Consider the following 22,615-nt stretch of genomic DNA (forward strand, 5'->3'; position numbering starts at 1 on the left):
ATCTAAAAAAATAACAACCCTAAGGTTGTTATTGGCCCAGCATCATGGAGTAATACTTAATCCTGTGGATTACCGGAGCTTTCTACGAGAAGAATGTCATTGTAGATTTCTTCCAGGGCAACTCCGACAAACTTATGGGACTTGGGAAGACGCAGATCCGTCTTACCGCCATCTCTAAGCAATCTTGCCCGGCGCGATGCAGCAACAACCAGAGAATATTTGCTGTCAACCTTCTTCATCATTTCATCAATAGATGGATATAACACGATTTCTCACCCCGCTCAAGCTTTTTCTGTAGCTTCTTTCATCGTTTCCAGGTCGGCAATGAACCGATCCTTGCGGCAGTGCTCTGCCGTGATGATACTTTGTATTCGATAACATGCGGAATCAATTTGATCGTTAACGACCGCATAATCGTAATAGCGAATCAGGTTCATTTCTTCTACTGCTACAGACATACGGTGATCGATAACATCAGAATTCTCCGTGCCGCGACCCGTAATGCGGTCTTTCAGTTCGTCCAATGATGGCGGTACAAGAAAAATAAAGACCCCTTGTGGAAACTTTTCTTTTACTTTCAATGCCCCTTGCACTTCAATCTCAAGAATGATATCTTTTCCAGAAGCCAGCGTCCGTTCTACAAAATCACGCGGCGTCCCGTAGTAGTTACCCACGTATTCTGCATGCTCCAGCAGCGCATCTCGTGCTATCATATCCAAAAACTGATCTTTGGATTTGAAAAAGTAGTTTACACCGTCGACTTCTCCAGCGCGTGGCACCCGTGTCGTAGCCGAAACGGAATACACCAAATCCTTATGCCGCTGACGAAGCTCCGTACAAACCGTTCCTTTACCTACGCCCGAAGGGCCGGATAATACAATTAGCAATCCCTTATTCATAATACTCCCCGTCACTATTCGTCGTGATCGTCATCCTTAGTCGATAATCGGTGCGCGACCGTCTCCGGCTGTACCGCTGACAAGATAACGTGATCGCTGTCCGTAATAATAACAGCGCGTGTGCGTCTGCCATATGTTGCATCAATCAGCATATGACGGTCGCGTGCTTCTTGAATAATTCGTTTAATCGGCGCAGATTCTGGGCTCACAATAGAAATAATGCGGTTGGCTGATACGATATTTCCGAAGCCGATATTAATTAATTTGATCGCCACGTCAGGTTCCCCTCCGGTCTCTCTCGTGCATGCAAATGCAATTGTACACGATGTATAAATAAACGCAAGAATGATGGAGTCGAATATTCTGCCAAAATGTTGAACAAAGACAGACATATTGCACTATTCTTGACGAAAAAAGTCCGGAGCATACGTTCGTTCTACCCGTAAATAATCCTGTCAAGTACAACCCCGCTTCAATGCCTGTCATTATTAGCTCTTAACCGGCATGGCAGGTGCATCCATTATCTTATTCTAATCCATTTTCGTAAGACGAACAAGTGTTAAAGCGCAATCGGGAGAAAAAACGAGATTTCATCGCGTTAAGCCTGTTTTTTGCCACACGTAATCCGTTAGTTGAACAGTCATGTCATAGAACATAAACGGAGTGATTAAATAGATGCCGTTAAAATATTGTAAAGCAGTTTCGAGGAGCTCCTCCGCTATGCGGACACCTTCGGCACGGCCAGCTTCCCCTTCAAGTCCGGCCATCCGTTTGCGAACCTCATCCGAAAGCTGAATTCCCGGCACTTCATTATGCAGATACTCCGCGTTTCTTCCGCTCGCAAGAGGCATAATGCCGATAAATACCGGGACGGGTAAGTCTTTTACCGCTTCCGCCACACGAATAATCAGTTCCTTGTCGTACACAGGCTGAGTCATAATATAATCGGCACCGGACGCGATTTTGCGTTCCAGACGTGCAACAGCTTTGTCCAGGTACTTGACGTTTGGATTAAACGCAGCTCCAGTGATGAATTTCGCCTTTTGCTTCAGCGGCTTACCTGAGAATGCGACACCCTCGTTTAACTGTTTGATCATCCGTATCATTTCGAAGGACGTCAAATCGTATACGGAACTTGAGTCCGGCAAATCCCCAAACCGTGCAGGGTCGCCGGTCACCGCCAGCACATGGTCGATTCCGAGTGCATCTAGTCCCATCATATGCGACTGCGTTCCGACCAGGTTACGGTCCCGGCAAGCAATGTGCACCAGCGGCCTTATCCCTACCTGCTGTTGGACAAGCGATGCCAGCGCGATATTGCTCATCCGGGTGACGGCCAATGAATTATCGGCCATGGTTACCGCGTCCGCTTTGATATCCTTCAGCGCTTGGGCACCTTGCATAAACTTGCGGATATCAAGATCCCGCGGAGGATCCAGCTCTACAATAACCGTATGCCGTTGTTTGACCAGATCGACGATTGACGGCTCTTGATAGAAATTCCCTCCCGCTGCATGGGCTGCTTCTTCTTGCGGAGGTGATGCCGTAATCGTTACGGCCGGCGATTGAATACCCGTTGATTGCTGCTGCTCGAGATCCACCGGCTGAGGGATATAACCATTCAGCGCAGCGGCTATAGCTGCAATATGCTCTGGCGTCGTTCCGCAGCAGCCCCCAACGATCCGTGCGCCGCGATCGGCGAATTTACGGGCTGATTCTGCAAAATACTCCGGCGTTGCCGTAAACATATATTTTCCATCCACATAATCCGGAATACCCGCATTCGGATAAACGGACAGCGGTAATTTCACTTCTGCATTGATGGAATCAATGGCGCGCATAATGCCGTTCGGGCCGCTTCGGCAGTTGAAGCCGACAACGTCTGCTCCCTCTTGACGAAGGGTTTCGAAGGCAATTCCGAGCGGATGACCGTCCTGCGTCACCGCTTCCTTTTCTACTGCAAATTGGCAAATAACCGGAACATCCGAGACCTTGCGGATGAGACGAAGCGCCAACAGCACCTCTTCCAGATCGTAAAAGGTTTCTAATAGCAGACCATCTACGCCCGCGCTAAGCAATGCATCAATCTGCCGATGAAACGATTGCATCAGCTGGTTCGAACGGATATTTTTCCGTTTACCCGCACGGATGGAACCAACGGCTCCAACGACATAAGCGTCGCTGCCGACGGCGGATCGGGCGATTTGCACGCCCGCACGGTTGATCGCTTCTACTTCCCCATCCAGCCCGTAGCGGGATAAGCTTTCGTAATTTGCGGAGAATGTGTTCGTCTCAATTACTCTTGCACCCGCCTCGTAATAACGGCGGTGAACGTCTTCGATTACATTCGGGCGAAGCAAATTAAATTCTTCATATGAAACGCCGACAGGGAACCCCATCTGATATAGATAGGTTCCCATCGCTCCGTCGCCGGTCAAGATGCGCGTCTTCAACGCTTCCCGCAAATCCGGTTTCATTGTCAAAACTCCTTCGTGATTTCCTTATAGTGTACCGCGGTACACTTCTGCTGCCGGTCCAGACATATATACATGGTTATCTTCTTCATTCCATTCGATCAGCAAATCTCCGCCTTTCAGCGATACCGTTGCCGTGCGATCCGTAAACCCGTTCAATACGGAAGCTACTACCGTTGCACAAGCGCCTGTTCCGCATGCAAGAGTAGGTCCCGCACCGCGTTCCCAAACACGCATATCGGTGAAATCTCTCGAGAGGACCGTTACAAATTCCACATTGATTTTACGCGGGAATAACGGATGAACCTCTAGTTTAGGCCCCCATGTATTCAGGTCAAAATGAACCGCATCGTCCACATAAATGACGCAGTGCGGATTGCCCATGGATACCGCAGTAAAATGAAACTCATGTCCATCCACTTCGATCTGTTGGTTGATGACCGGATTTGCATCAATTGTAGTTGGAACCTGCAGGCCGTTAAGAATAGGCTGTCCCATATCAACGCGAACAGTCTCCACTTTGCCGCCCGCAACCCGCAATTGAACCTGCTGCACGCCTGCACCAAGCGTTTCGATCGTAATGTTTTCTTTATCGGTTAAACCATTATCATAGACGTATTTGGCAACGCAGCGAATCGCATTCCCGCATTGCTCTGCTTCCGATCCGTCGGAATTCATGATCCGCATACGGAAATCGGCTTTCTCCGAAGGCAGGATGTATACAAGTCCATCAGCGCCTATGCCGAAGAAGCGATTGCACAATTGTTCAGCCAGCTCAGCTGCGTTATCCGGTAATTTAGTTTCACCCTCAACGACGATAAAATCATTGCCCAGTCCATGCATTTTGGTAAAATTCATTGGCTTAGCTCCTTCTGATCGAACGAAAATATGACAGCGTTCTTAATTTTCCTATTAGCATACCGCAAAGATTGGGGGATTGCTATTGATAAATTGTTGCAATGTTTGCATTAAAGTACATCCGTTAAATCAATGGCATCCCCCTAAATCCCCCTTGGAAAGGGGGACCCCGAGGGCCCGGCCCTCTGGACACCCGGAAGGTATAAGTTAATGCGGCAGAGTACCGGAATGAGTAAGCGTGCTTTGCTCGCTTTCGTCCCTTTGGGACACGCTTTACTTTGGAACGAAAAAGCTTGCAGGCAAACTTGTAATCCATTTTTCTTTCCACTTTGTACAACATTTTATATAATAAGAACATACATTCGCGAGGGGTTGTGTGTGATGGAAATCCGGAATGAGGACGATATTTTGCAGGTTATTCGGGAAGACCGCTGGATGATGGATATTTTGTTTTCGGTACGGGAATTGGGTTTGCCGGATTGGTGGGTTTGTGCCGGTTTTGTGCGGGGTAAGGTTTGGGATACCCTTCATGGCTACGAGGAGAGAACAGTTACGCCGGATGTGGATGTGGTGTATTACGATGCCGCTCATATCTTGGAATCCGAGGAAAAACAGCTCGAAGCAAAGCTTCACAAGCTGCTTCCGGGTGTCCCTTGGTCAGTTAAGAATGAAGCAAGAATGCATATGCTCAACGATCTCCCGCCCTATTCTTCAGCCGAAGATGCCATTTCTAAATTTCCGGAGACAGCCACTTCATTAGGCGTACGTCTAAATGAAAAGGACAGCCTGGTCTTAACTGCTCCTCACGGTATAGATGATTTGGTGAATTTCATCGTGAGACCCACCCCGTTATTTGAGCCCAATCAGCCCTTGTCTGCGACCTTCGAAGCACGTATCCTTAAGAAAAACTGGCAGCTCATCTGGGATAAAGTCACTATACATAGAGCAGCTATGATTTAATCAAGAAGAAGCCGGCGGGAATTTCCACCGGCTTCTTGCATGAAAGGAAACCTTATAGATCCGAACCCGTCATCTAGCAATCGATTTTGGCCCGCTGAGCGGCCAATTGGATTTTTTCTTTTTCTCAGTTGTGCCAAGTACGCTGCCGATACCCATGAGGAAAGTCGGTATGCCGGCTGCAACAAGAACGAGGCACCATTCCCGGAAACCAAGCGGAACCGTTTTAAAGATTGGCTGCAGAGCGCTGATATAAAGGACGCCGAGCATGAGCAGTACTGAAGATAGTACCGCGAACAAGAGGTATTTATTTTGCAAAAAATTGCGGTGAAAGATGGAACGGGAGCTGCGGCAGTCGAACACGTGGATCAGCTGTGCCATGACTAATGTTGCGAATGCAACCGTCTGGGCTTCGATCAGATTCGTAGGACTTCCAGGATCCTGCCTGAGCGTTATCCAGAACGCCGCCAAGGTACAAACGCCGATAAGGATTCCGCGGCTGATGATCTTCCAGCCGAGCCGTCTGGCAAATATATTTTCCTTCGCAGAACGCGGCTTTTGCTGCATGAGATCCTTCTCTGCCTGGTCAACGCCAAGCGCCATCGCAGGCAGTCCATCTGTCACGAGGTTGACCCACAGAATTTGAATCGGCACAAGCGGCAGCGGCAGACCCGCCATCATTGCCAGGAACATCGTTAAAATCTCTCCGACGTTCGACGCCAACAGGTAACGGATGAATTTACGAATATTCTCATAAATGCCGCGACCCTCTTCAATAGCGGCTACGATACTGGAGAAGTTGTCGTCGTTCAGTACGAGTGAGGAGGCTTCCTTAGCCACATCCGTACCGGTGATGCCCATCGCAATTCCGATATCTGCCGCCTTGATTGCCGGAGCGTCATTAACGCCGTCGCCGGTCATGGCGACGACATGCCCCTTGCGCTGCAGGGCCTTTACAATCCGCAGCTTATGCTCAGGCGACACCCGCGCATAAACGTAGATATTATCGATGAGCCGATCGAGCTGCTCCTCATTCATTGACGCCAGCTGCTGGCCGCTGACGGAGAGTCCTCCCCGCGGCATGATTCCCAGCTGTCCGGCAATGGCTTCGGCTGTCAGCTGATGATCGCCTGTAATCATGACGGTCTTGATACCGGCGCGCCGGCAGGACGCGATAGCCTCCTTCACCTCGCGGCGAGGCGGGTCAATCATGCCGGAGAGGCCAACGAAGATAAGCTGGCACTCAACATCGGACTCCGCTTCCGTAGCATCGAATGAACGAAGATCCCGATAGGCAAAGCCGAGAACACGAAGGGCGGACTGTGCCATCGTCTCTCCGGCATCCGTCACCTTCTGCTTCAAGGAAGCTGTAAATGGAACAACTTTACCGTCCCACAGTATATAATTACACTGCTCCATCAACATATCCGGAGCACCCTTCGTACAGATCAGCCTGCCGCCTTGATGGCTGACGAGCACAGACATCCTTTTGCGCTCCGAATCAAATGGATATTCCTTCACTCGCTCGTACAAGCCTTCCAATGATTTGGCAGAGACGCCGAGCTTGGCCGCAAGGACGGTTAAAGCTCCCTCCGTCGGATCGCCTTTAAGCAGCCATTCATCTTGAATGATTACATCCTTTGCCTTTCTCTTCTTAGTCTCGGCATCATCCTCTACCTTAGAGATTGATGCGTTGTTGCAAAGCGCGGCAACCTGCAGGAGCCTGCGCAGCGGCAGATCATGTTTAACATCAAGCGTCTTGCCGCCTTCGTAGATGGAACCGACCGGTTCATACCCTTCTCCGCTGATCTCCATGGAACGGCCGCCGATCCACAGCTTCGTGACGGTCATTTTATTCTGAGTCAGAGTACCTGTTTTATCCGAGCAGATCACGGATGCGCAGCCGAGTGTTTCAACAGATGGGAGCTTCCGTACGATTGCTCTTCGCTTGATCATCCGCTGGACCCCAAGGGCGAGCGCAATCGTTACAATAGCCGGAAGCCCTTCCGGAATCGCAGCTACCGCCAAGCTGACACCGGCAAGGAACATCTCATAGGCCGGCTGCCCGTGCAGAATACCAGCCAGCACAACCATTACCGTTAATCCGAGCGCAACGATGATAAGTATCTTACCGAGCTGCTCCAAACGATGCTGCAGTGGGGTCTCCATCGAATCCGTTTTCTGAATAAGCTCAGCAATCTTGCCCATTTCAGTTCCCATGCCTGTTCGAATCACGATACCTTTGGCTGTTCCTCTTGTAATCATTGTTCCCATGTAGCCAATGTTCCGCAGATCGCCTAGAGGCAGGTCATCTGCGGCAATAACCTGGCTATGCTTACTGACCGGCACAGACTCTCCCGTTAGGGCTGACTCCTCCGCGTAGCAGCTGTTCGTCTCAATAAACCGGATATCCGCAGGGATTCGATCCCCGCTCTCCAAGCTTACGATATCGCCAGGAACAAGCTCACTCGCCGGAAGAATGACGGACTCTCCGCCGCGCAGGACTTTGGCGAGAGGGGCGGATAATTCCTTTAACGCCCTAAGCGAGCGCTCCGCTCTAAACTCCTGCACAAAACCGAGCACCGCATTAATGATAATAATCGCAACAATTGTAATTGCATCGAGAAACTCCCCAAGCAAGCCGGATATTAACGTGGCTCCTATCAGAACAAGCACCATAAAATCCTTAAATTGCCCCATAAACAGCAGCCATGGCGATACTTTCTTTCCTTCCGACAGTTCATTCCGCCCGACATGCTTCTGTCTTTCCGCCGCTTCCTGAAGCGTCAGACCGGTATTCAAAGAAGCTTGAAGCGCCTCCGCTAGGTCGGTTTCTCCCATTTGATGCCACTTACCTTGTTCCATGCTTCGTCTCCCTCCCGTTACGTGCCGCCTGAAGGACAGCCTATATTGCCTAAATGTATTCGGACAAACTGCAAAATATCCCATTGAAGGACTTAAGTTTTTGTCCCAACTATGGCATGATAGAAGAGGACCGACGGCAGTGACTGAAAAGGAGATATCAAACATCATGGCTTTAGATGGAATTGTTACACGTGCTATCGTGCATGAGCTTCAAAAGTGCGTAGGCGCTCGCATTCATAAAATACATCAGCCGAACCCGCATGATTTGGTTTTGCAAATCAGAGGAAACGGTGTTCAAGGTAAAATATTGCTCTCTGCAAACCCGACTTATCCCCGCGTTCATTTTACGGATCAGTCCTTTCTCAATCCGCTGGAAGCTCCAATGTTCTGTATGCTGATGAGAAAATATTGCGAGAGCGGCTCGATCGAGGCTGTCAGCCAAATTGGCAATGAGCGTATCATCCATATGGATATCAGGCAGCGCGATGAGCTGGGTGACATTTCCTTCAAAACGATAGTTGTTGAGATTATGGGCAGACACAGCAACATTATCCTGATGGATGAGGCAACCAAGACGATTCATGACGGCATTCATCATGTTACCCCTGCAATCAGCAGCTACCGGATTGTAATGCCCGGGAATCTATATACAGCGCCGCCTGAGCAGCACAAAACCGATCCGTTTACCGTACAAAGCGAAGCCGACTTCGCCAAAGCGCTTCAAGCGCCTTACGAATATGTCCCGCCTCAGCCGGAATCGAATAAAGATGGCCTATACAGCCTTGATGCACCTGTGGAGCTGCCGCCTGTCAAACCTGCCAAAATGACACCGGACAAGCTGCTGGTCGCGGCATTCAGCGGAATAAGTCCGCTCCTGGCCAAAGAAATCGTCTATCGCACCCCTGGGGCGGAACCATCGGAAGGACTGCCCGCCTGGCTGTGGACTGCTTTTCGCGAAATGATTCAATCCTTCTCGACTCATCAATATGAGCCGCAGATTATTACTGCTGAGACAACCGGAAAGGCTTCCTTCTCGGTCACTTCCCTGACCCACCTGCAAGGACAAACGACAGCATTCAATAGTGTCAGTCTCTGTTTGGAGGCGTTTTATGGTGACAAGGCAGACCGGGATACGGTTAAGCAGCGTGCGCTGGATCTGATCCGCTTTCTGCAGAATGAACGGAATAAGAATGAGAAGAAGCTGGAGAAGCTTCGAGAAACGCTTGATGATGCGAAGGATGCTGATAAGTACCGCATACAAGGCGAGCTGCTGACGACGTATATGCACCAATTTTCGCGTGGGGACGAGATCGCAGAAGTGGTCAACTATTATGATGAAGAGCAGTCGATGATCCGGATCGCACTTGATCCTCAGCTGACACCGCCGCAGAACGCTCAGCGATATTTCAAGCGTTATACGAAACATAAGAATAGTCTCAGCATCGTTGCCGAGCAGATGGAACGGACAACCGAGGAAGTGATCTATTTGGATTCCCTGCTTCAACAGCTGGAGAGCGCTTCATTATCCGATATCGATGAGATTCGCGAAGAGCTTGTGGAGCAAGGGTATTTGCGTGATCGAACGAAACGCGGCTCTAAGAAGCGTAAGGCCAAGCGCCCTGCACTCCTATGCTACACCTCCTCTGAAGGGGTTCCAATTTACGTCGGCAAGAATAACACGCAAAATGAATTCCTAACAAATAAAACGGCCGCACCGAACGAAACCTGGCTGCATACTAAAGACATCCCAGGCTCCCATGTCGTTATACGAGCATCCGAATTCGATGATAACACCTTAGAGGAAGCGGCGATGCTTGCTGCACATTTCAGTCAGGCTCGATCATCCAGCCTAGTACCAGTGGACTATACATTGATCCGGCATGTGAAAAAACCAAGCGGAGCCAAACCTGGTTATGTTATTTATGACCATCAAAAAACGCTGTTCATCACAGTGGATGAACAGCGCCTGAAACAGCTGCCTTCACAAATCAAGCTCTAACTGCTCGCGTCACGACTGCTCACCTGAGAGTCGTGACGCGATTTTATTTACTGCATCTTCTGCATCGCTTTGATTGTGAATAATCGACCGGTCAACGCTTATCTCTCCAAACAGGGTTCAACTGCTGAAGTACGCTGACGTCTACGGTACGATTGCCGATAGGTCCATGAAAAACCGCGCCATGACGCTCGCCATGAAAATCCGAGCCGCCGGTAATAATTAACCCGTGCGCCCCAGCTAACTGCTCGTAGCGGGCTTCATCTTCGGGTGAATGATCCGAGTGATAGACCTCAATGCCTTGCGCTCCATATCGAATAATAGCTTCTACAAGAGCATCATTCTCATATAAACCGGGATGGGCGATTACACTCGTACCGCCGGCTTCCCGAATCCAATCGACCGCTTCAAAGGGATGAAGACGAGGAGGATTCGCATAAGCTGCGCCATCCGTTCCCAAATACCGATCGAAAGCCTCCTGCATCGAGGCAACGACTGATTTGGCAACCAGAAGAGAAGCAATGTGAGGTCTGCCGATCGTCCCGCCATCCTTCCCCTGTTTTCTGGCTTCTTCGACAACTTCTTCTAAAGTAATCGAGATCCCCATTTCCTGCAGCTTCTCAATAATCATTTCATTTCTGCGTTCCCTCGTATCCAGCAAACCCTGCAGTTTCCGGCGCCACCCTGGGTTTTTCCAATCCGTATAATACCCCAGGATATGGATGTCGATTCCTTCGGCAACCGTACTTATTTCGACACCGGGCACGACCGTAATACCCAGCTGTTCTCCGGCCTCCATCGCCTCTGCTATACCATCAATTGTATCGTGATCTGTAATCGCAATAGCTGCAAGTCCTGCTTCCTTAGCCAGTCTTACATTTTCCTTGGGCTGCTGCATCCCGTCGGAAGCTGTCGTATGGCTGTGAAGATCTGCACGGTTTACATCCATTGCTGAAGATCTTTCTCACGCAGGAAGGTAAGGAACGTAACCGCTGAAATCGGCAGCAGAGCGGATTTCAAATAAATCGAGTAGAACTGTCGTTTGAACTGAACATCACACAGCGGGATTAGATGAATAAGTCCAAGCGCAATCTCGTGCTTCACAGAAGATTCCGAGACAAATGAGATCCCGAGTCCCGCTTCAACTGCGGATTTGACCGCTCCTGTGCTCCCAAGCTCCATGATGATTTTTAAATCACCCGGATTAATATGCTTCTTCTTGAGCTGCTCCTCCATGACAAGGCGAGTGCCGGAACCCTGTTCCCGCAGTACGAAGGGATAGTCCAGCACATCCTCAAGATCCACCTTCTTACGCTCTGCAAGAGGGTGAGATTTACCTACAATAAGCCGCAGCTCATCACTCATCACAGCTTCCATATGCATGTCAGGATGGTTTACAGGTGCTTCGATCAGTCCGAAATTCAATTGATGATTCAATATTTCTTCCATGATTTGCGCGGTATTCATTACTTTCATGCTAATCGAAATATGCGGAAATTCCTGACCGAAGGGCCCTAAGAGACGCGGCAAAATATATTCTCCAATCGTCAAACTGGCCCCGAGCTGCAGCCTGCCCTTAAGCTGCTTGGTGAACTTGGACATTTGTGAATCCGTGTCCCGTATTAGATCAATACTCCGCTGTGCGAAGGGCATTAGTGCACGGCCAGCCTCCGTTAATTCAATTCTTTTGGTTGAACGCTGAAGCAGTTTTGTTCCAAAGTAATCTTCCAGTGACTGAACCTGCATCGTAACCGCGGGCTGTGTCATGTGAAGAGCTTGAGCTGCAGCAGAGAAGCTCCCTTTTTCTGCAACCGTGTAAAATATATGAAGTTGATGAAAATTCAGTGCCATCGGACAACCATCCTTTCTCTTCCGTTATTATACTACAAACCTTGTACGATATCTTCTCATATGCATAAGGGAACCGGCTAACCGTCCTCCTTAACGGCCTTCGACAAGAGGAAGAAGAAAGAAGTGGAATTGTAATGAACTGGTATTGCAAAAAAAGCACAGGCTCGCTTAGCCTATGCTTTAAACTGATTAGAAGATCGATTATTTCCGTTTTCTGCTATTTTTTATCAACGTCATTCTACGCGAATGTCGAAGCCAAGAATAATAGGACTTCAAATCCCGTAGTTCAATGGTCTCAGACATCCGTCCCAGGAAGGTAACAACAATCATTTTGTGGAGCGGATTACCAGCTAGATCCGTTTCTTTATCCAAGGTAGCGAATTCGGCAACGAACACAAGATCATCATCGATCAAATAAACATCCTGCTCATTTCGGTAATAAGGCTCAATTCGGCCTTGTTTCAAGCATTGCCACATGAAATCTGCAATATCCTCAAATCCGGTTTTCTCGCTCTCGACCCGATCTATCCATCTTACTTTGGCGTGGTTCGTGATGACGATATCTGCAACTTTCTTGTCACCTAGTACGACGTGGAATGACTCATACGTACTCCATCTTTCCGTCATCTTGTCTTTCATCGCGATCCACCCCTCCCCAAGAAGTAGGCCTTATTATCTATATGTACATTTCTTTTCATTGTAGCATGCCTGTCCGAATTTTCAACAATAAAATAAACTCACTCCATAATTGTAATTTCATGGAATTCCGATGTATAAAAATAGGCTTCCGTCCGTGCATACCGGTTGCGGAAGCCTAGCCACTACAAGCTGTAAAACCGTGTCTTATCAGGTACACCCTGTGTATACTCGGTCTTAATTTCATTCCGGTAAGAACGCTCTATCTTCTTGACGAACGAAAGGCGTCCAATGTTGCGCACAACTTCCTCAGCGCGATCTGCATTCATATACATAACGACGTAATGCATTTTACGAGACATATAGTGAACCGTACCATATTTCTCTAGTGTACGGGCCGCTTTTAAATCGCTGACCCACACAATGTAACCCATGCGTTCCGAAAACATAAATGCCCTCCGTCCTTGTCTCCTCTAGCCGCAACCGCCGCTACCACAGCTGCATGAGCCACCGCTGCCGCAGCTGCCTCCGCCCTTGGGCAGGGGGTCATTGCTTGGTACTTTTATGGATTCAGACACCGATCCGGCGATTTGCTTCGCAATATCGTGCAGCATCTCATCGACCGCCTGTTCAGCAGCCTTAAAGCGGCTCACACAATCAAGCTCGCTCAATTCCAGTTCGATCGCCTGCACCTTTGCTTTTGCTTCGTTAAAGTCTGGATGAAAGCGTCCAAACCTTTCGCAGTCAACAAAAATGTCCTTTGCTTTCGCAAACTTTTTCATAAGCTGGCGAACTTCTTCATCCTGCTCGACGATCGTTTTCCAATATGCGTATTCGGCTACTTCAGCCGACTGATTGACCATATCACCAATTTCGTAGGCACTCAGAATAAGCTGCCCCATATCCAGCGATGATGTATCACTTTCGCCTTCATACGACGGGACCCATACAAGCTCACTAGGGTCTGACGTTTGGATCGTTTGCACTGGTTACCCACCCCTTCATGACGTTAGGCTTTTGCCCATAAGTATCATACCACAAGAAGTGCAGAAAAAGGTAGAGCAGGCTTTGGTTTACCTAGGCTTGCAGCATATTGCTTTCTTGCGGGATATCAAGCATCATCTCCCCCCACATCTCAGGACTTAAACGGACAGGCTCCCTGTCTGTTCGCTGCACAAAATGACCTACAACTGACCAAGCTGTTCCGGCTTCTTCAATCCGTTCCGGAACAAAAGCCTGAACCGCGCCTTGATACGTTAGTTTAACCGCCGTACGCCAGCTTAACGCTCTCTCCAGCAGCTCCCTCCTCGTCGTATGGTGATAAGGACGTAGCTGCTTGATCCACATATTAGGCACCTCATCCAGGCCGTCAAATAAAGAGCGGTAGGAAGGCCAATCCGTCAGCAGTTCAAACCCGTACAGGGAGTTAGGATCCGGGAAGAGAGATGGGATAGCTTGTTTAGGCTGAGCCGTTTGCGGGGGCTGAATCTGAACCGGCTCCCTGGGCATTCCTTCCATGATGGACAGACGCACGGTTTCCGGCAGTCGTTCTCCTGATGCCTGCTCAAGCAGTTCGATGATTCTCTCACCTGATATTCCCTCCTTCTGAGCAAAGGACAGCGAATGGGCATTCATTTTATAGACCGTAACCCTATCCGTTTGCTTTCGCTCCGCAATTAATTCCAGCAGCCATCTTACGTGATCGGGTCCGTTCGAATCCACAAAGATTTCGCCATCCGGAGTTATTCGAATCCGCTCAAGGTCAGTTCCTTCAGAGAAATTGACCAAAAAATCCACGTTTGGAATTCGGATCTTTACTGTGATCAACCATCGGATTATCTTATGCCCCTGCTTCGTTTGAGCGGTTTCTAACCAACCCAATGACGATAACCATCGGCAATAATCATCAACGGCCGCAGCGGCTGCTTCCGCTCTGTCGATATCAGCTATGATTGAACGGAGTGAATCGCCCAAATCGGCTAAACGGTACCATTTCATCGGAAGAAGTTCACTTAGCAGAGCTGCAGCCTGTCCGGAAGGGATATGCTGAAAGGCAAATTGCCGGAAGATCCGGTGTACAAGTTCAGTTTCCCGCGTGATAGTAGGCATCATCAACCAGTTGTTCCAATACTCCTGAATTTGCAAGCTCTCCTGCTGCTTAACCAACCAGCCATGACTGAAAATGATCTCTAATGCAAAAGCTACAGAAAGCGGGTAACCGCTAATCATGTCCTCCGAAATTCTCAGAGCTTTCTTTTCAGCAAAGGTTGTTTTGAGCTGCTTTAAGCACCGGTCTACCGTGCGCTTGGTTAGAATACCTTTGCTCGTCAGCCTCATATCCGTACGTTTTATAGCCGCCATGGTGTGCAGAAGCTGAAGCCTAAACGGCGGTGTATAACCTTCATCTTCTTCATTCGGTACAATGTCATGAACCTTCAGATTCTCGACCGGCAAACAAACAGAATCCGAATAAATGATTCGATACCAGAGCAAAAACGTATCCTGCGGAACAAAATACAGCTTCTCCCCCCAACCTTTACGCACAGCAAAAATAATGCCCGATTGCAATAACCGCAGCAGCCCAAGACGGTAATTAACGCCAATTGAACCGGCTGGCACACTTTGGAGCAGCTGCTCCTCCTTGAAGGGAGCCGCTCCAAAACTACTGATCACCACTGCCAAGGCCTGCGAAGCCGTCTTAGGCAGCTTCTCCCATGCTGCCCTTAAATGAGGCTCTGACAATAAACAAGCCGGCCATTGTGCAGCCGACATTTTATTTTCATCCATCTCATCTGGAGGATGGCACCAGACGGATGACTTTTCAAATTTCTGTTTGTCAGCCGGATTCATCCGCTTCTCTATTTCTTCCACAATCATAAAGCCGCCTCCCGGCTTGCAAGCATTTCTTCGATTTCATACCGGTACCCTTGTTCCAGTAGAAATAACTGCCGTTTCTGAGCATATTGGATCTCTTTGGTTGCTGAAGATACCAGCGTATAGAACCAAGAATGATTGTCACCGGGTTTCGGACGCATAATGCGGCCGATCCGCTGCGCTTCTTCCTGCCTGGAACCGAAGCTGCCTGACACCTGGATCGCGACAGCGGCATCGGGCAAATCAACTGCGAAATTAGCTACCTTCGATACAACGAGTACGGGAATTTCTCCCGCTCTGAACGAGTGGAATAATCGTTCCCGCTCTGCGTGCGGAAGCTCTCCCGTCAGAACCGGCGCATGAATCTCGTCAGCTATTTCATGCAGCTGCTTTAAATATTGACCAATAATAAGGATGGATTTCCCTTGATGTCTATTCAGCAGTTCTTTGACAGCTCTAATTTTGGCGGAATTCTCGCCGCATAATCTTGCTTTGGTTTTCTCATCGGCAGCCTCATAACAAGCCAGCTCCTGCTGCGGCAGCGGAATGCGCATCTCTGTACATGAAACCTCAGCGATCCAGCTTCTTGTTTCAAGCACCTTCCATGGCAGATCAAATCGTTTGGGTCCGATTAGTGTGAATACATCCTCCTCCCTGCCGTCCTCTCTTACTAGCGTCGCAGTAAGCCCTAATCTCCTGGTTGCTTGCAGATCAGCAGTCATTCGAAAGACAGGGGCAGGCAATAAATGTACCTCATCATAAATAATCAGCCCCCAGTTCCGCTGTTGAAACAGCAGCATGTTGGCATATTCGTCTCCTTTTTGACGACGGTTCGTTAATAGTTGATAGGTTGCGATTGTAATTGGACGCACCTGTTTGGATTTAGCTGCGTATTCACCGATTTCATTGTCGTTCAAGGTCGTTTTGTCCAGAAGCTCCGCCTTCCACTGTTTCACCGAGGTGACATTGGAGGTTAGGATGAGTGTATCGCATTTGAGCCTCGAAATGGCTCCTATCCCGACGATCGTTTTTCCGCCGCCGCAAGGAAGCACAAGCACACCGCTGCCCCCGTTATCTCTACCTTCCTGATAAAATAAATCAACCGCCCGCTCTTGATAATCCCGCAGTGCAAATGAACGTCCGCTTCTCGTCTGATCGAGGAGGGATACAGCTAATGCTTCACCATGACGATAGCCTGCCAGATCCACAACCGGATAATTTAGCTTGATCAGCTCTTGTTTGAGCTGACCGCGGCATTCCGGTTTAATTCGCCTGTTCCCATTGGTTCGGTATCCGGATAAACATTCGCCGACACCCGGTTTTTCCGATAAATCGTTCAGCAGCGCATCATCTCCGCTCAGGAAGATATCATCCTCTGCAGATCGGACAAATGTCAGTTGTCCGTAGCGATCGGTCAGCCATTGAATATTATGGACTACCTTAAGAGGAAGCTCATGACTGCTAAATTGAGTGAGGCAGTTCATTATTTCTTGAGCGGTCAAACCGAGCGATGCCGCATTCCAAAGTGACATCGGCGATATCCGGTAGGTATGCAGATCCCCCGGTCTCTTGGTTAGCTCAGCAAATCGGACGAGCATTTCCCGAGCCGTCTCGGCATCCGGATGCCTGGCATCCAGAAGCACCGTGCTGTCAACCAATACGCGCAGGGGACGATTCTCCTGATTGAGCATGGTATCATCTCCAGTTTTAGTTATAGTATGAAATAGTCCCCTGTTTTTTATGCTTTTCAATAGGATCAATGCAAAAAAAGCGCGAACTGCCTGTTGGACAGTTCACGCTTTTTCCTCCGTGCAATTAATGAAAAGTACTTGATTCGCGGTGCTCCTGCTCGGAAATGCTGCTGAGAGCTTGTCCCGCCTCATCAACAAAAACATCCCTAACTGCCAAATCACCGAGAGCTACGATCCCAAGCAATTCTCCATTCTCGACAACTGGCAGACGGCGAATTTGATTGCTCGCCATTAAATCTGCCGCTTCCTGAGCCGTGGTACCCGAATCGATGGTGATCAGGTCTGTCGTCATTACTTTGTTTACGGCAGTTGACCCTGAATGCTTGTCTGCATATCCCCTTGTCACCAAGTCCCTGTCGGTCACAAGCCCGATCAGCTTTTTCCCCTCGACGATAGGAATAAAACCGACGTCATTCTCCTTCATCAGCACGGCAAGCTCGTAGACATTATCTTTGGTTGTTGCCGTAATACAATTCGTGGACATAATGTCCTTTATTGCCTTCATCTAGCTTAGCCTCCTCAAGGAATAATGATATCCCGACGATTAGGTTCACCGATCTTGGCTTTTATCATGCACAGCCGAGGTTTATTTGATGATAAAATACGATTATCTGTTTAATGACGCATAATCCTCCGCCATCGCAATCATAAGCCTGGCGGATATGAGCATCGAACGCTCATCCAAATCAAATCTGGGATGATGATGCGGATAAACAGCTCCGCATTCTTTATTCCCTGCGCCTACAAACATAAAGCAGCCGGGAATTTCTTTTAAATAATAAGAAAAATCTTCACCTGCCATAATCAATGAAGACTGCTGCACGGCGGATTGGCCAAATTGCTCCGGCGCTACTCGGAAGAAACGCTCCGCTTCGTCAGCAGCATTCACAACGGTAGGGTAGCCATCTTTATAATCAAGCGAAGCCACAGCTCCATACAATTCAGCTGTTTGCTTTACAATTGCATGCAATCTTGCCTTGATCTGCGCTCTTGTTTCTTCTGAGAAGGTTCTCACTGTTCCTATAAGCTTGCAGTGCTCCGCGATAACATTAGCAGTAGAACCCGCATGAAAGGAACCGATGGATACCACTGCGGGCTCCAGCGGGTTAACATTGCGGCTGACGATAGTCTGAATCGCTTGTACGATTGCAGTGCCTACAAGTATGGAGTCAATTGTCTCATGCGGCAGACCGCCGTGCCCGCCTCGTCCCGTAATATCGATATAAATCTCATCGGGTGCCGCCATAAACGGCCCTTCCTTGGTTGCCACAACCCCGTAAGGGAGCGGCGACCACAAATGAACCCCGTAGATCGCATCCACACCTTCCAGTACGCCATTGGCAATCATTCCAACCGCACCGCCCGGTGTAACCTCTTCAGCCGGTTGAAAAATCAGTCTCCGCTCACCCGACAGCTGATCTTGAATCGAGCTGTAATAGGCCGCAATCCCAAGCATCGTTGATGTATGTGCATCATGTCCGCAAGCATGCATGGCTCCCGGGACTTTGGATGCGTATTCACATGTCTTCTCATCCTGTATGGGCAATGCATCGATGTCCGTTCTCAGCGCGATTGTCGGGCCCGGCTTGCTGCCGCGAATTTTAACGACCAGCCCATAACCGCTGTTATCCTTTTGTACCTCACAACCCATTTCATGCAGCCGCTCAGTGATCCATGTTGAAGTTTCTTTCTCCTGAAACGATATTTCAGGATGCTGATGCAGATATCGCCGCCACTTCACCATATCCGGGTAGACAGTTTGCAGCACTTCATTCATATCCGGTTTCGTGTTCATGCTAACAAACCTCCTAAAAGTTTTTGCGCGGCTATGCCTGATTTACCGTCATTTCGGTACAATCAAGCAAAAACCCGCTTCGTAAGCATAATCTAAGTTTTTGCGCGGCTGCGCCTGTGATGTACCTGGTTATTCCGTTTAGGTTAACATTCTTTGCTCTTATTGTAGCAGAATGAACAAAGGTCCTGAAAGTTGTTTCAACAAAGGCTTATGATTTTTCGTAAAAATGTCACTTTTGCCTTATCCAATCGCTCGGAGTAAGGCTTGCGCTGTCAGGTGAAAAATACTATCATGAATAAGAAGAAACTGCCCCCGGGGCTTAAGACTACGCTATCGATGAGAGCTTTCCGCGAAAACTTAAGGAGGATTATCAATGATTATTGAGAATACAGGCCTGAACGGTATGACAAGCGATCTCGCACATCTTGATGAGTCAGGAGAAAAGCTTGGTTTCGTTCGTTGGCAGTGGGAATATTTCCGTGCTACATACGATCTGAAATTAGAAGACCATGTTAACCGTGAAGACTACTATCTGCGCTTTAATGTCCGCGCAATTGAAGGCAAGTTAGAGTCATCTCACGCAGTATTGCAAGTTGAATCCGTATATATCGGACGAGCGACTTTCCCGCACGGACTTGATTATGAGTCCCCGGTGCCTCAACCGATCTTGAATGCGGCTACACAACGATTGCAAGAACTGAAGAAACTCCTCACATAAGAAGCGACGGTTCTTAGATGAAAACAAAGACGAACGGCCTGCGCGGCAGGCCGGATTTTTTGCTTCTCGTCCTTACCTTGCTGCTCGTTGGCTTTGGTCTTGTCATGGTTTTCAGTGCAAGCTCCAACACAGCCGCCATCTCAAAAAACTTTAACTTTGATGCGCTTTACTTCACAAAGCGGCAGCTGATGTTTGCGGTCGTTGGCATAATCGCGATGTTCTCCATCATGAATATTCCCTACACCGCTTTCAAAAAAGGGTTTATTCTCTACTTTATTCCGGTCTTGATCATGCTTATCCTTGTTCCGTTCGTTGGTGAGGTCCGAAATAATGCCCATAGCTGGTTTGGTGTCGGGTCATTCGGCATACAGCCGACGGAATTTGCTAAGCTTGGCCTAATTCTTTATTTAGGCTCGCTCATTTCCAAGAAAGGCGAGAAATTTCGAGATTTTAAAAAAGGACTTGTTCCCGTCTTTATTATCATCGCTTTTATCTGTGGTCTTATTATGCTGCAGCCGGATTTGGGAGCCTGTATCGTCATTGCCGGTTATTCGCTGATCATTATTGTGGCCGGTGGAGCAAACTTAAAGCAGCTTTTTATATCGGGTATTATCATCACACTTATCGTCTCAGCCGGGGCCAGCATTTCAATTATGAAAGACCCTGAAGGCTGGCAATATCGGATTAACCGTTTTACTGCTTTTATGGACCCGCAGGCCGATGAACTTGGGAGCACTTTCCATCTTTCCCGCTCCCTGCAAGCCCTTGGTCATGGAGGCCTTACAGGCGCCGGCTTTGGTCACAGCGTCCAAAAGCTCAAGTATCTCCCGTATGCTTACAGTGATTTCATTTTCTCTGTCATCGCTGAGGAATTCGGATTTATTGGCAGCCTTTTATTCTTGTTGTTTTACTTGTTCTTTCTATGGCGAGGATTAATTATTGCCTTGCGATGTCCGGATAGTTACGGCACGATTGTAGGTGTTGGTATCGTAGGTCTCATTGCCGTGCAAACTATCGTTAATATTGGCGGGGTAACCGGTGCGATGCCGATGACTGGTGTCACACTGCCATTCGTCAGCCACGGAGGGTCATCCTTAATCGTGTCGCTGGCAAGTATCGGTGTTCTCCTTAGTATTTCACGCGAATACAACAAAGTGGACAAGCCGTCTAAATAGCAACAAAACAAATTAAGCGTCAAGCTCATGAGAGCTTGACGCTTATTATCTTGACCAAAGATACAGCCGCCTCCCGATTGGATGCGGCTGTTCATGTTCATTATTTTATTCGAGTCGGCGAATCTTCTGATTCTTCTTCCTTGAAAGCAACGCCTTCAACCTTCACGTTAACTTCCACGACATGAAGTCCAGTCATATTCTCTAATGCTTCACGCACATTTTCTTGCAATTGTCGGCATACTTCTTGGATCGGAATGCCATACTGCACAATAATGCGTAAATCAATGGCTGCTTCCAGCTGTCCGACTTCGACCGAGACACCTTTTTGTGCGTTTTTACCGCTTAGACGCTTGGCTAGACCTTCTGAAATTCCGCCTGACATTGCGGCGATTCCTGGAGTTTCTAGTGCGGCCAGTCCTGCTATGGTGGCAACTACATCATCTGAAATACGAATTATACCGGTTTGAAGTTCTTCTGCCATGCCACTCACTCCCCGTTCACCTTATGTTTCCATTGTAATGGAAGCGAACAGCCGAATCAAGGCTTCTGCAAGAACGTTTCATAAGTTTACATAGACCATATTTTCCGCTATAGTGTTAACAGATTTCTCCTTTAAACCGACTACATAAAATTTCAAAAAGAGGGTGTCATCGAAATTGAACCAAAAGTTGTTCTTCACCGCCTTAATTGTTCTCTTCGTGCTCAGCGGCGTCAGCCACTATGCTCATTTCGGTACGGTAACTGAGTTTATTATCTCAGCAATCGCTATCTTGTTCGTCGCCGGATTTCTTGGAAAAGCAACAGAAAGCGTCGCGCATTATGCAGGGCAGCGTCTTGGGGGATTTCTGAACGCGACATTCGGAAATGCTGCTGAGTTGATTATTGCTATTTTCCTCGTTCGGGAAGGATTATTCAGCATGGTTAAAGCCAGCATTACAGGCTCAATTATCGGCAATCTGCTTCTTGTGCTTGGACTGTCTGTGTTTCTGGGAGGACTCAAATTCAAGGAACAGCGCTTCAATGTTCAGCTGGCGAGCCACAATTCTTCCTTAATGATTCTTTCCGTAATTGCGCTTGCCATTCCAGCGATATTCATATCCACCCAGCACTTTTCAACCCAGCAGAGTAAAATGCTCAGTATTACCATCGCCGTCATTCTCATTATCGCTTATATTCTCTGGCTGATCTTCTCGATGGTGACCCATAAGGATGTTCTTGCTGACAAAGAAGAAACTACACCCGATCATGGCGAAGACCCAGCATGGTCCAAAGGTATTTCGATTCTGTTTCTGGTCCTGGCAACCGTTATGACCGCCTTTGTCAGTGAGTGGCTTGTTGGTACGCTCCACACTTTTACAGCCGATTTCGGGCTATCTGAGGTGTTTGTAGGGGCATTTCTAATAGCGATCGTCGGTAATGCCGCTGAACACAGCGCAGCCGTCATGCTCGCAATGAAGAACAAAATCGGAGCAGCGGTCGAAATTGCAATCGGCAGCAGCCTGCAAATTGCATTGTTTGTATCACCGGTATTGATCCTCGTCAGCACCCTGTTCGGCCCGACGATGGATATTGTTTTCACACCAATCGAGCTTACAGCCATCGCTGTGTCCGTATTTATCGCAAAGTCGATCTCATCGGATGGGCGAACAAACTGGTATGAAGGAGCTCTTCTTCTCATCGTCTATGTCATTCTCGGTTTCTCCTTCTATCTGGTTTAGGATCGAATAAACAAATAAAAGACGCTCCCCTGCATAGGAGCGTCTTTT

At 48.5% G+C, this 22,615-nt stretch carries 21 protein-coding genes; 5 read left to right on the top strand and 16 right to left on the bottom strand.

All coding sequences use genetic code 11. The features are described from left to right. Positions 1-56 precede the first annotated feature (56 nt). The 5 genes from rpoZ to dapF form a co-directional block, all read right to left on the bottom strand. Entirely contained in the window at positions 57-266 is a 210-nt protein-coding gene (gene rpoZ / locus ACFPYJ_RS23985) for a DNA-directed RNA polymerase subunit omega (RefSeq protein ID WP_379190751.1), read from the bottom strand. Between the two features lie 15 nt (positions 267-281). After that, entirely contained in the window at positions 282-899 is a 618-nt protein-coding gene (gene gmk / locus ACFPYJ_RS23990) for a guanylate kinase (protein WP_379190752.1), read from the bottom strand. Positions 900-913: 14 nt separating this feature from the next. After that, a complete protein-coding gene (remA, locus tag ACFPYJ_RS23995) occupies positions 914-1,174 on the bottom strand; it encodes an extracellular matrix/biofilm regulator RemA (RefSeq protein WP_020615370.1) in 261 nt (86 codons plus the stop codon). Between the two features lie 315 nt (positions 1,175-1,489). Beyond that, complete coding sequence (locus tag ACFPYJ_RS24000; RefSeq protein ID WP_379190753.1) at positions 1,490-3,376, bottom strand: bifunctional homocysteine S-methyltransferase/methylenetetrahydrofolate reductase; 1,887 nt, start codon at positions 3,374-3,376, stop codon at positions 1,490-1,492. Between the two features lie 24 nt (positions 3,377-3,400). Then, entirely contained in the window at positions 3,401-4,231 is an 831-nt protein-coding gene (dapF, locus tag ACFPYJ_RS24005; RefSeq protein ID WP_379190754.1) for a diaminopimelate epimerase, read from the bottom strand. Between the two features lie 381 nt (positions 4,232-4,612). Between dapF and ACFPYJ_RS24010 the strand changes: the two genes are divergently transcribed. Further along, positions 4,613-5,191, top strand: a complete 579-nt coding sequence (locus ACFPYJ_RS24010; RefSeq protein ID WP_379190755.1) for a nucleotidyltransferase family protein — start codon at positions 4,613-4,615, stop codon at positions 5,189-5,191. A gap of 69 nt (positions 5,192-5,260) precedes the next feature. On the opposite strand, the gene ACFPYJ_RS24015 is transcribed toward ACFPYJ_RS24010, so the two are convergent. Next, entirely contained in the window at positions 5,261-8,053 is a 2,793-nt protein-coding gene (locus ACFPYJ_RS24015) for a calcium-translocating P-type ATPase, SERCA-type (protein ID WP_379190756.1), read from the bottom strand. Between the two features lie 166 nt (positions 8,054-8,219). Between ACFPYJ_RS24015 and ACFPYJ_RS24020 the strand changes: the two genes are divergently transcribed. Further along, entirely contained in the window at positions 8,220-10,052 is a 1,833-nt protein-coding gene (locus ACFPYJ_RS24020; RefSeq protein ID WP_379190757.1) for an Rqc2 family fibronectin-binding protein, read from the top strand. Positions 10,053-10,143: 91 nt separating this feature from the next. Here ACFPYJ_RS24020 and ACFPYJ_RS24025 read toward each other — a convergent pair whose 3' ends face one another. The 9 genes from ACFPYJ_RS24025 to ACFPYJ_RS24065 form a co-directional block, all read right to left on the bottom strand. Further along, complete coding sequence (locus tag ACFPYJ_RS24025; protein WP_379190758.1) at positions 10,144-10,998, bottom strand: PHP domain-containing protein; 855 nt, start codon at positions 10,996-10,998, stop codon at positions 10,144-10,146. Then, entirely contained in the window at positions 10,989-11,900 is a 912-nt protein-coding gene (locus tag ACFPYJ_RS24030; protein ID WP_379190759.1) for a selenium metabolism-associated LysR family transcriptional regulator, read from the bottom strand. Before ACFPYJ_RS24030 ends, ACFPYJ_RS24025 begins: the two co-directional genes overlap by 10 nt. A gap of 201 nt (positions 11,901-12,101) precedes the next feature. Next, positions 12,102-12,539, bottom strand: a complete 438-nt coding sequence (locus tag ACFPYJ_RS24035; protein ID WP_379190760.1) for a hypothetical protein — start codon at positions 12,537-12,539, stop codon at positions 12,102-12,104. A 182-nt stretch (positions 12,540-12,721) separates the two neighbouring features. Beyond that, a complete protein-coding gene (locus tag ACFPYJ_RS24040) occupies positions 12,722-12,985 on the bottom strand; it encodes a YlbG family protein (protein ID WP_379190761.1) in 264 nt (87 codons plus the stop codon). Between the two features lie 24 nt (positions 12,986-13,009). Beyond that, positions 13,010-13,522, bottom strand: a complete 513-nt coding sequence (locus ACFPYJ_RS24045) for a YlbF/YmcA family competence regulator (protein WP_379190762.1) — start codon at positions 13,520-13,522, stop codon at positions 13,010-13,012. 91 nt (positions 13,523-13,613) lie between these two features. Further along, entirely contained in the window at positions 13,614-15,413 is a 1,800-nt protein-coding gene (locus tag ACFPYJ_RS24050; RefSeq protein ID WP_379190763.1) for a helicase-associated domain-containing protein, read from the bottom strand. Continuing rightward, positions 15,410-17,101 (bottom strand): DNA repair helicase XPB, encoded by a 1,692-nt coding sequence (locus ACFPYJ_RS24055; protein ID WP_379190765.1) that lies wholly within the window; start codon positions 17,099-17,101, stop codon positions 15,410-15,412. The genes ACFPYJ_RS24050 and ACFPYJ_RS24055 overlap by 4 nt, the downstream gene beginning before the upstream one ends. 124 nt (positions 17,102-17,225) lie before the next feature. Continuing rightward, positions 17,226-17,666, bottom strand: a complete 441-nt coding sequence (locus ACFPYJ_RS24060) for a CBS domain-containing protein (RefSeq protein ID WP_379190767.1) — start codon at positions 17,664-17,666, stop codon at positions 17,226-17,228. Positions 17,667-17,768: 102 nt separating this feature from the next. After that, the gene (locus ACFPYJ_RS24065; protein WP_379190768.1) at positions 17,769-18,956 is read right to left on the bottom strand and encodes a M20 family metallopeptidase; all 1,188 of its coding nucleotides are present in this window, start codon (positions 18,954-18,956) and stop codon (positions 17,769-17,771) included. Positions 18,957-19,329: 373 nt separating this feature from the next. On the opposite strand from ACFPYJ_RS24065, the gene ACFPYJ_RS24070 reads away from it, so the two are divergent. Then, positions 19,330-19,674: a YugN family protein gene (locus ACFPYJ_RS24070; RefSeq protein WP_379190769.1), complete on the top strand. Its 345-nt coding sequence runs from the start codon at positions 19,330-19,332 to the stop codon at positions 19,672-19,674. Between the two features lie 17 nt (positions 19,675-19,691). After that, a complete protein-coding gene (gene ftsW / locus ACFPYJ_RS24075) occupies positions 19,692-20,849 on the top strand; it encodes a putative lipid II flippase FtsW (RefSeq protein WP_379190770.1) in 1,158 nt (385 codons plus the stop codon). 100 nt (positions 20,850-20,949) lie between these two features. Here the strand turns inward: ftsW and ACFPYJ_RS24080 are convergent, their stop codons facing one another. After that, entirely contained in the window at positions 20,950-21,330 is a 381-nt protein-coding gene (locus tag ACFPYJ_RS24080; protein WP_379190771.1) for an Asp23/Gls24 family envelope stress response protein, read from the bottom strand. A 175-nt stretch (positions 21,331-21,505) separates the two neighbouring features. Between ACFPYJ_RS24080 and cax the strand changes: the two genes are divergently transcribed. Next, positions 21,506-22,567 carry a calcium/proton exchanger gene (gene cax, locus ACFPYJ_RS24085; protein WP_379190772.1) on the top strand — a complete coding sequence of 354 codons (1,062 nt, stop codon included), beginning with the start codon at positions 21,506-21,508 and terminating at the stop codon, positions 22,565-22,567. The last annotated feature ends 48 nt before the right edge of the window (positions 22,568-22,615 follow it).

This window comes from Paenibacillus solisilvae, assembly GCF_042656405.1.
Classification (GTDB): Bacteria; Bacillota; Bacilli; order Paenibacillales; family Paenibacillaceae; genus Paenibacillus_Z; species Paenibacillus_Z solisilvae.

Coding starts and splice junctions, on each gene's coding strand:
- ACFPYJ_RS24080 (WP_379190771.1), bottom strand. CDS start 21,330: ATGGCAGAAGAACTTCAAACCGGTATAATTCGTATTTCAGATGATGTA.
- ACFPYJ_RS24050 (WP_379190763.1), bottom strand. CDS start 15,413: ATGATTGTGGAAGAAATAGAGAAGCGGATGAATCCGGCTGACAAACAG.
- ACFPYJ_RS24015 (WP_379190756.1), bottom strand. CDS start 8,053: ATGGAACAAGGTAAGTGGCATCAAATGGGAGAAACCGACCTAGCGGAG.
- ACFPYJ_RS24040 (WP_379190761.1), bottom strand. CDS start 12,985: ATGTTTTCGGAACGCATGGGTTACATTGTGTGGGTCAGCGATTTAAAA.
- ACFPYJ_RS24010 (WP_379190755.1), top strand. CDS start 4,613: ATGGAAATCCGGAATGAGGACGATATTTTGCAGGTTATTCGGGAAGAC.
- ACFPYJ_RS24030 (WP_379190759.1), bottom strand. CDS start 11,900: ATGGCACTGAATTTTCATCAACTTCATATATTTTACACGGTTGCAGAA.
- gmk (WP_379190752.1), bottom strand. CDS start 899: ATGAATAAGGGATTGCTAATTGTATTATCCGGCCCTTCGGGCGTAGGT.
- ACFPYJ_RS24020 (WP_379190757.1), top strand. CDS start 8,220: ATGGCTTTAGATGGAATTGTTACACGTGCTATCGTGCATGAGCTTCAA.
- ACFPYJ_RS24065 (WP_379190768.1), bottom strand. CDS start 18,956: ATGAACACGAAACCGGATATGAATGAAGTGCTGCAAACTGTCTACCCG.
- ACFPYJ_RS24070 (WP_379190769.1), top strand. CDS start 19,330: ATGATTATTGAGAATACAGGCCTGAACGGTATGACAAGCGATCTCGCA.
- ACFPYJ_RS24055 (WP_379190765.1), bottom strand. CDS start 17,101: ATGCTCAATCAGGAGAATCGTCCCCTGCGCGTATTGGTTGACAGCACG.
- ACFPYJ_RS24000 (WP_379190753.1), bottom strand. CDS start 3,376: ATGAAACCGGATTTGCGGGAAGCGTTGAAGACGCGCATCTTGACCGGC.
- ACFPYJ_RS24025 (WP_379190758.1), bottom strand. CDS start 10,998: ATGGATGTAAACCGTGCAGATCTTCACAGCCATACGACAGCTTCCGAC.
- dapF (WP_379190754.1), bottom strand. CDS start 4,231: ATGAATTTTACCAAAATGCATGGACTGGGCAATGATTTTATCGTCGTT.
- ACFPYJ_RS24035 (WP_379190760.1), bottom strand. CDS start 12,539: ATGAAAGACAAGATGACGGAAAGATGGAGTACGTATGAGTCATTCCAC.
- ftsW (WP_379190770.1), top strand. CDS start 19,692: ATGAAAACAAAGACGAACGGCCTGCGCGGCAGGCCGGATTTTTTGCTT.
- ACFPYJ_RS24060 (WP_379190767.1), bottom strand. CDS start 17,666: ATGAAGGCAATAAAGGACATTATGTCCACGAATTGTATTACGGCAACA.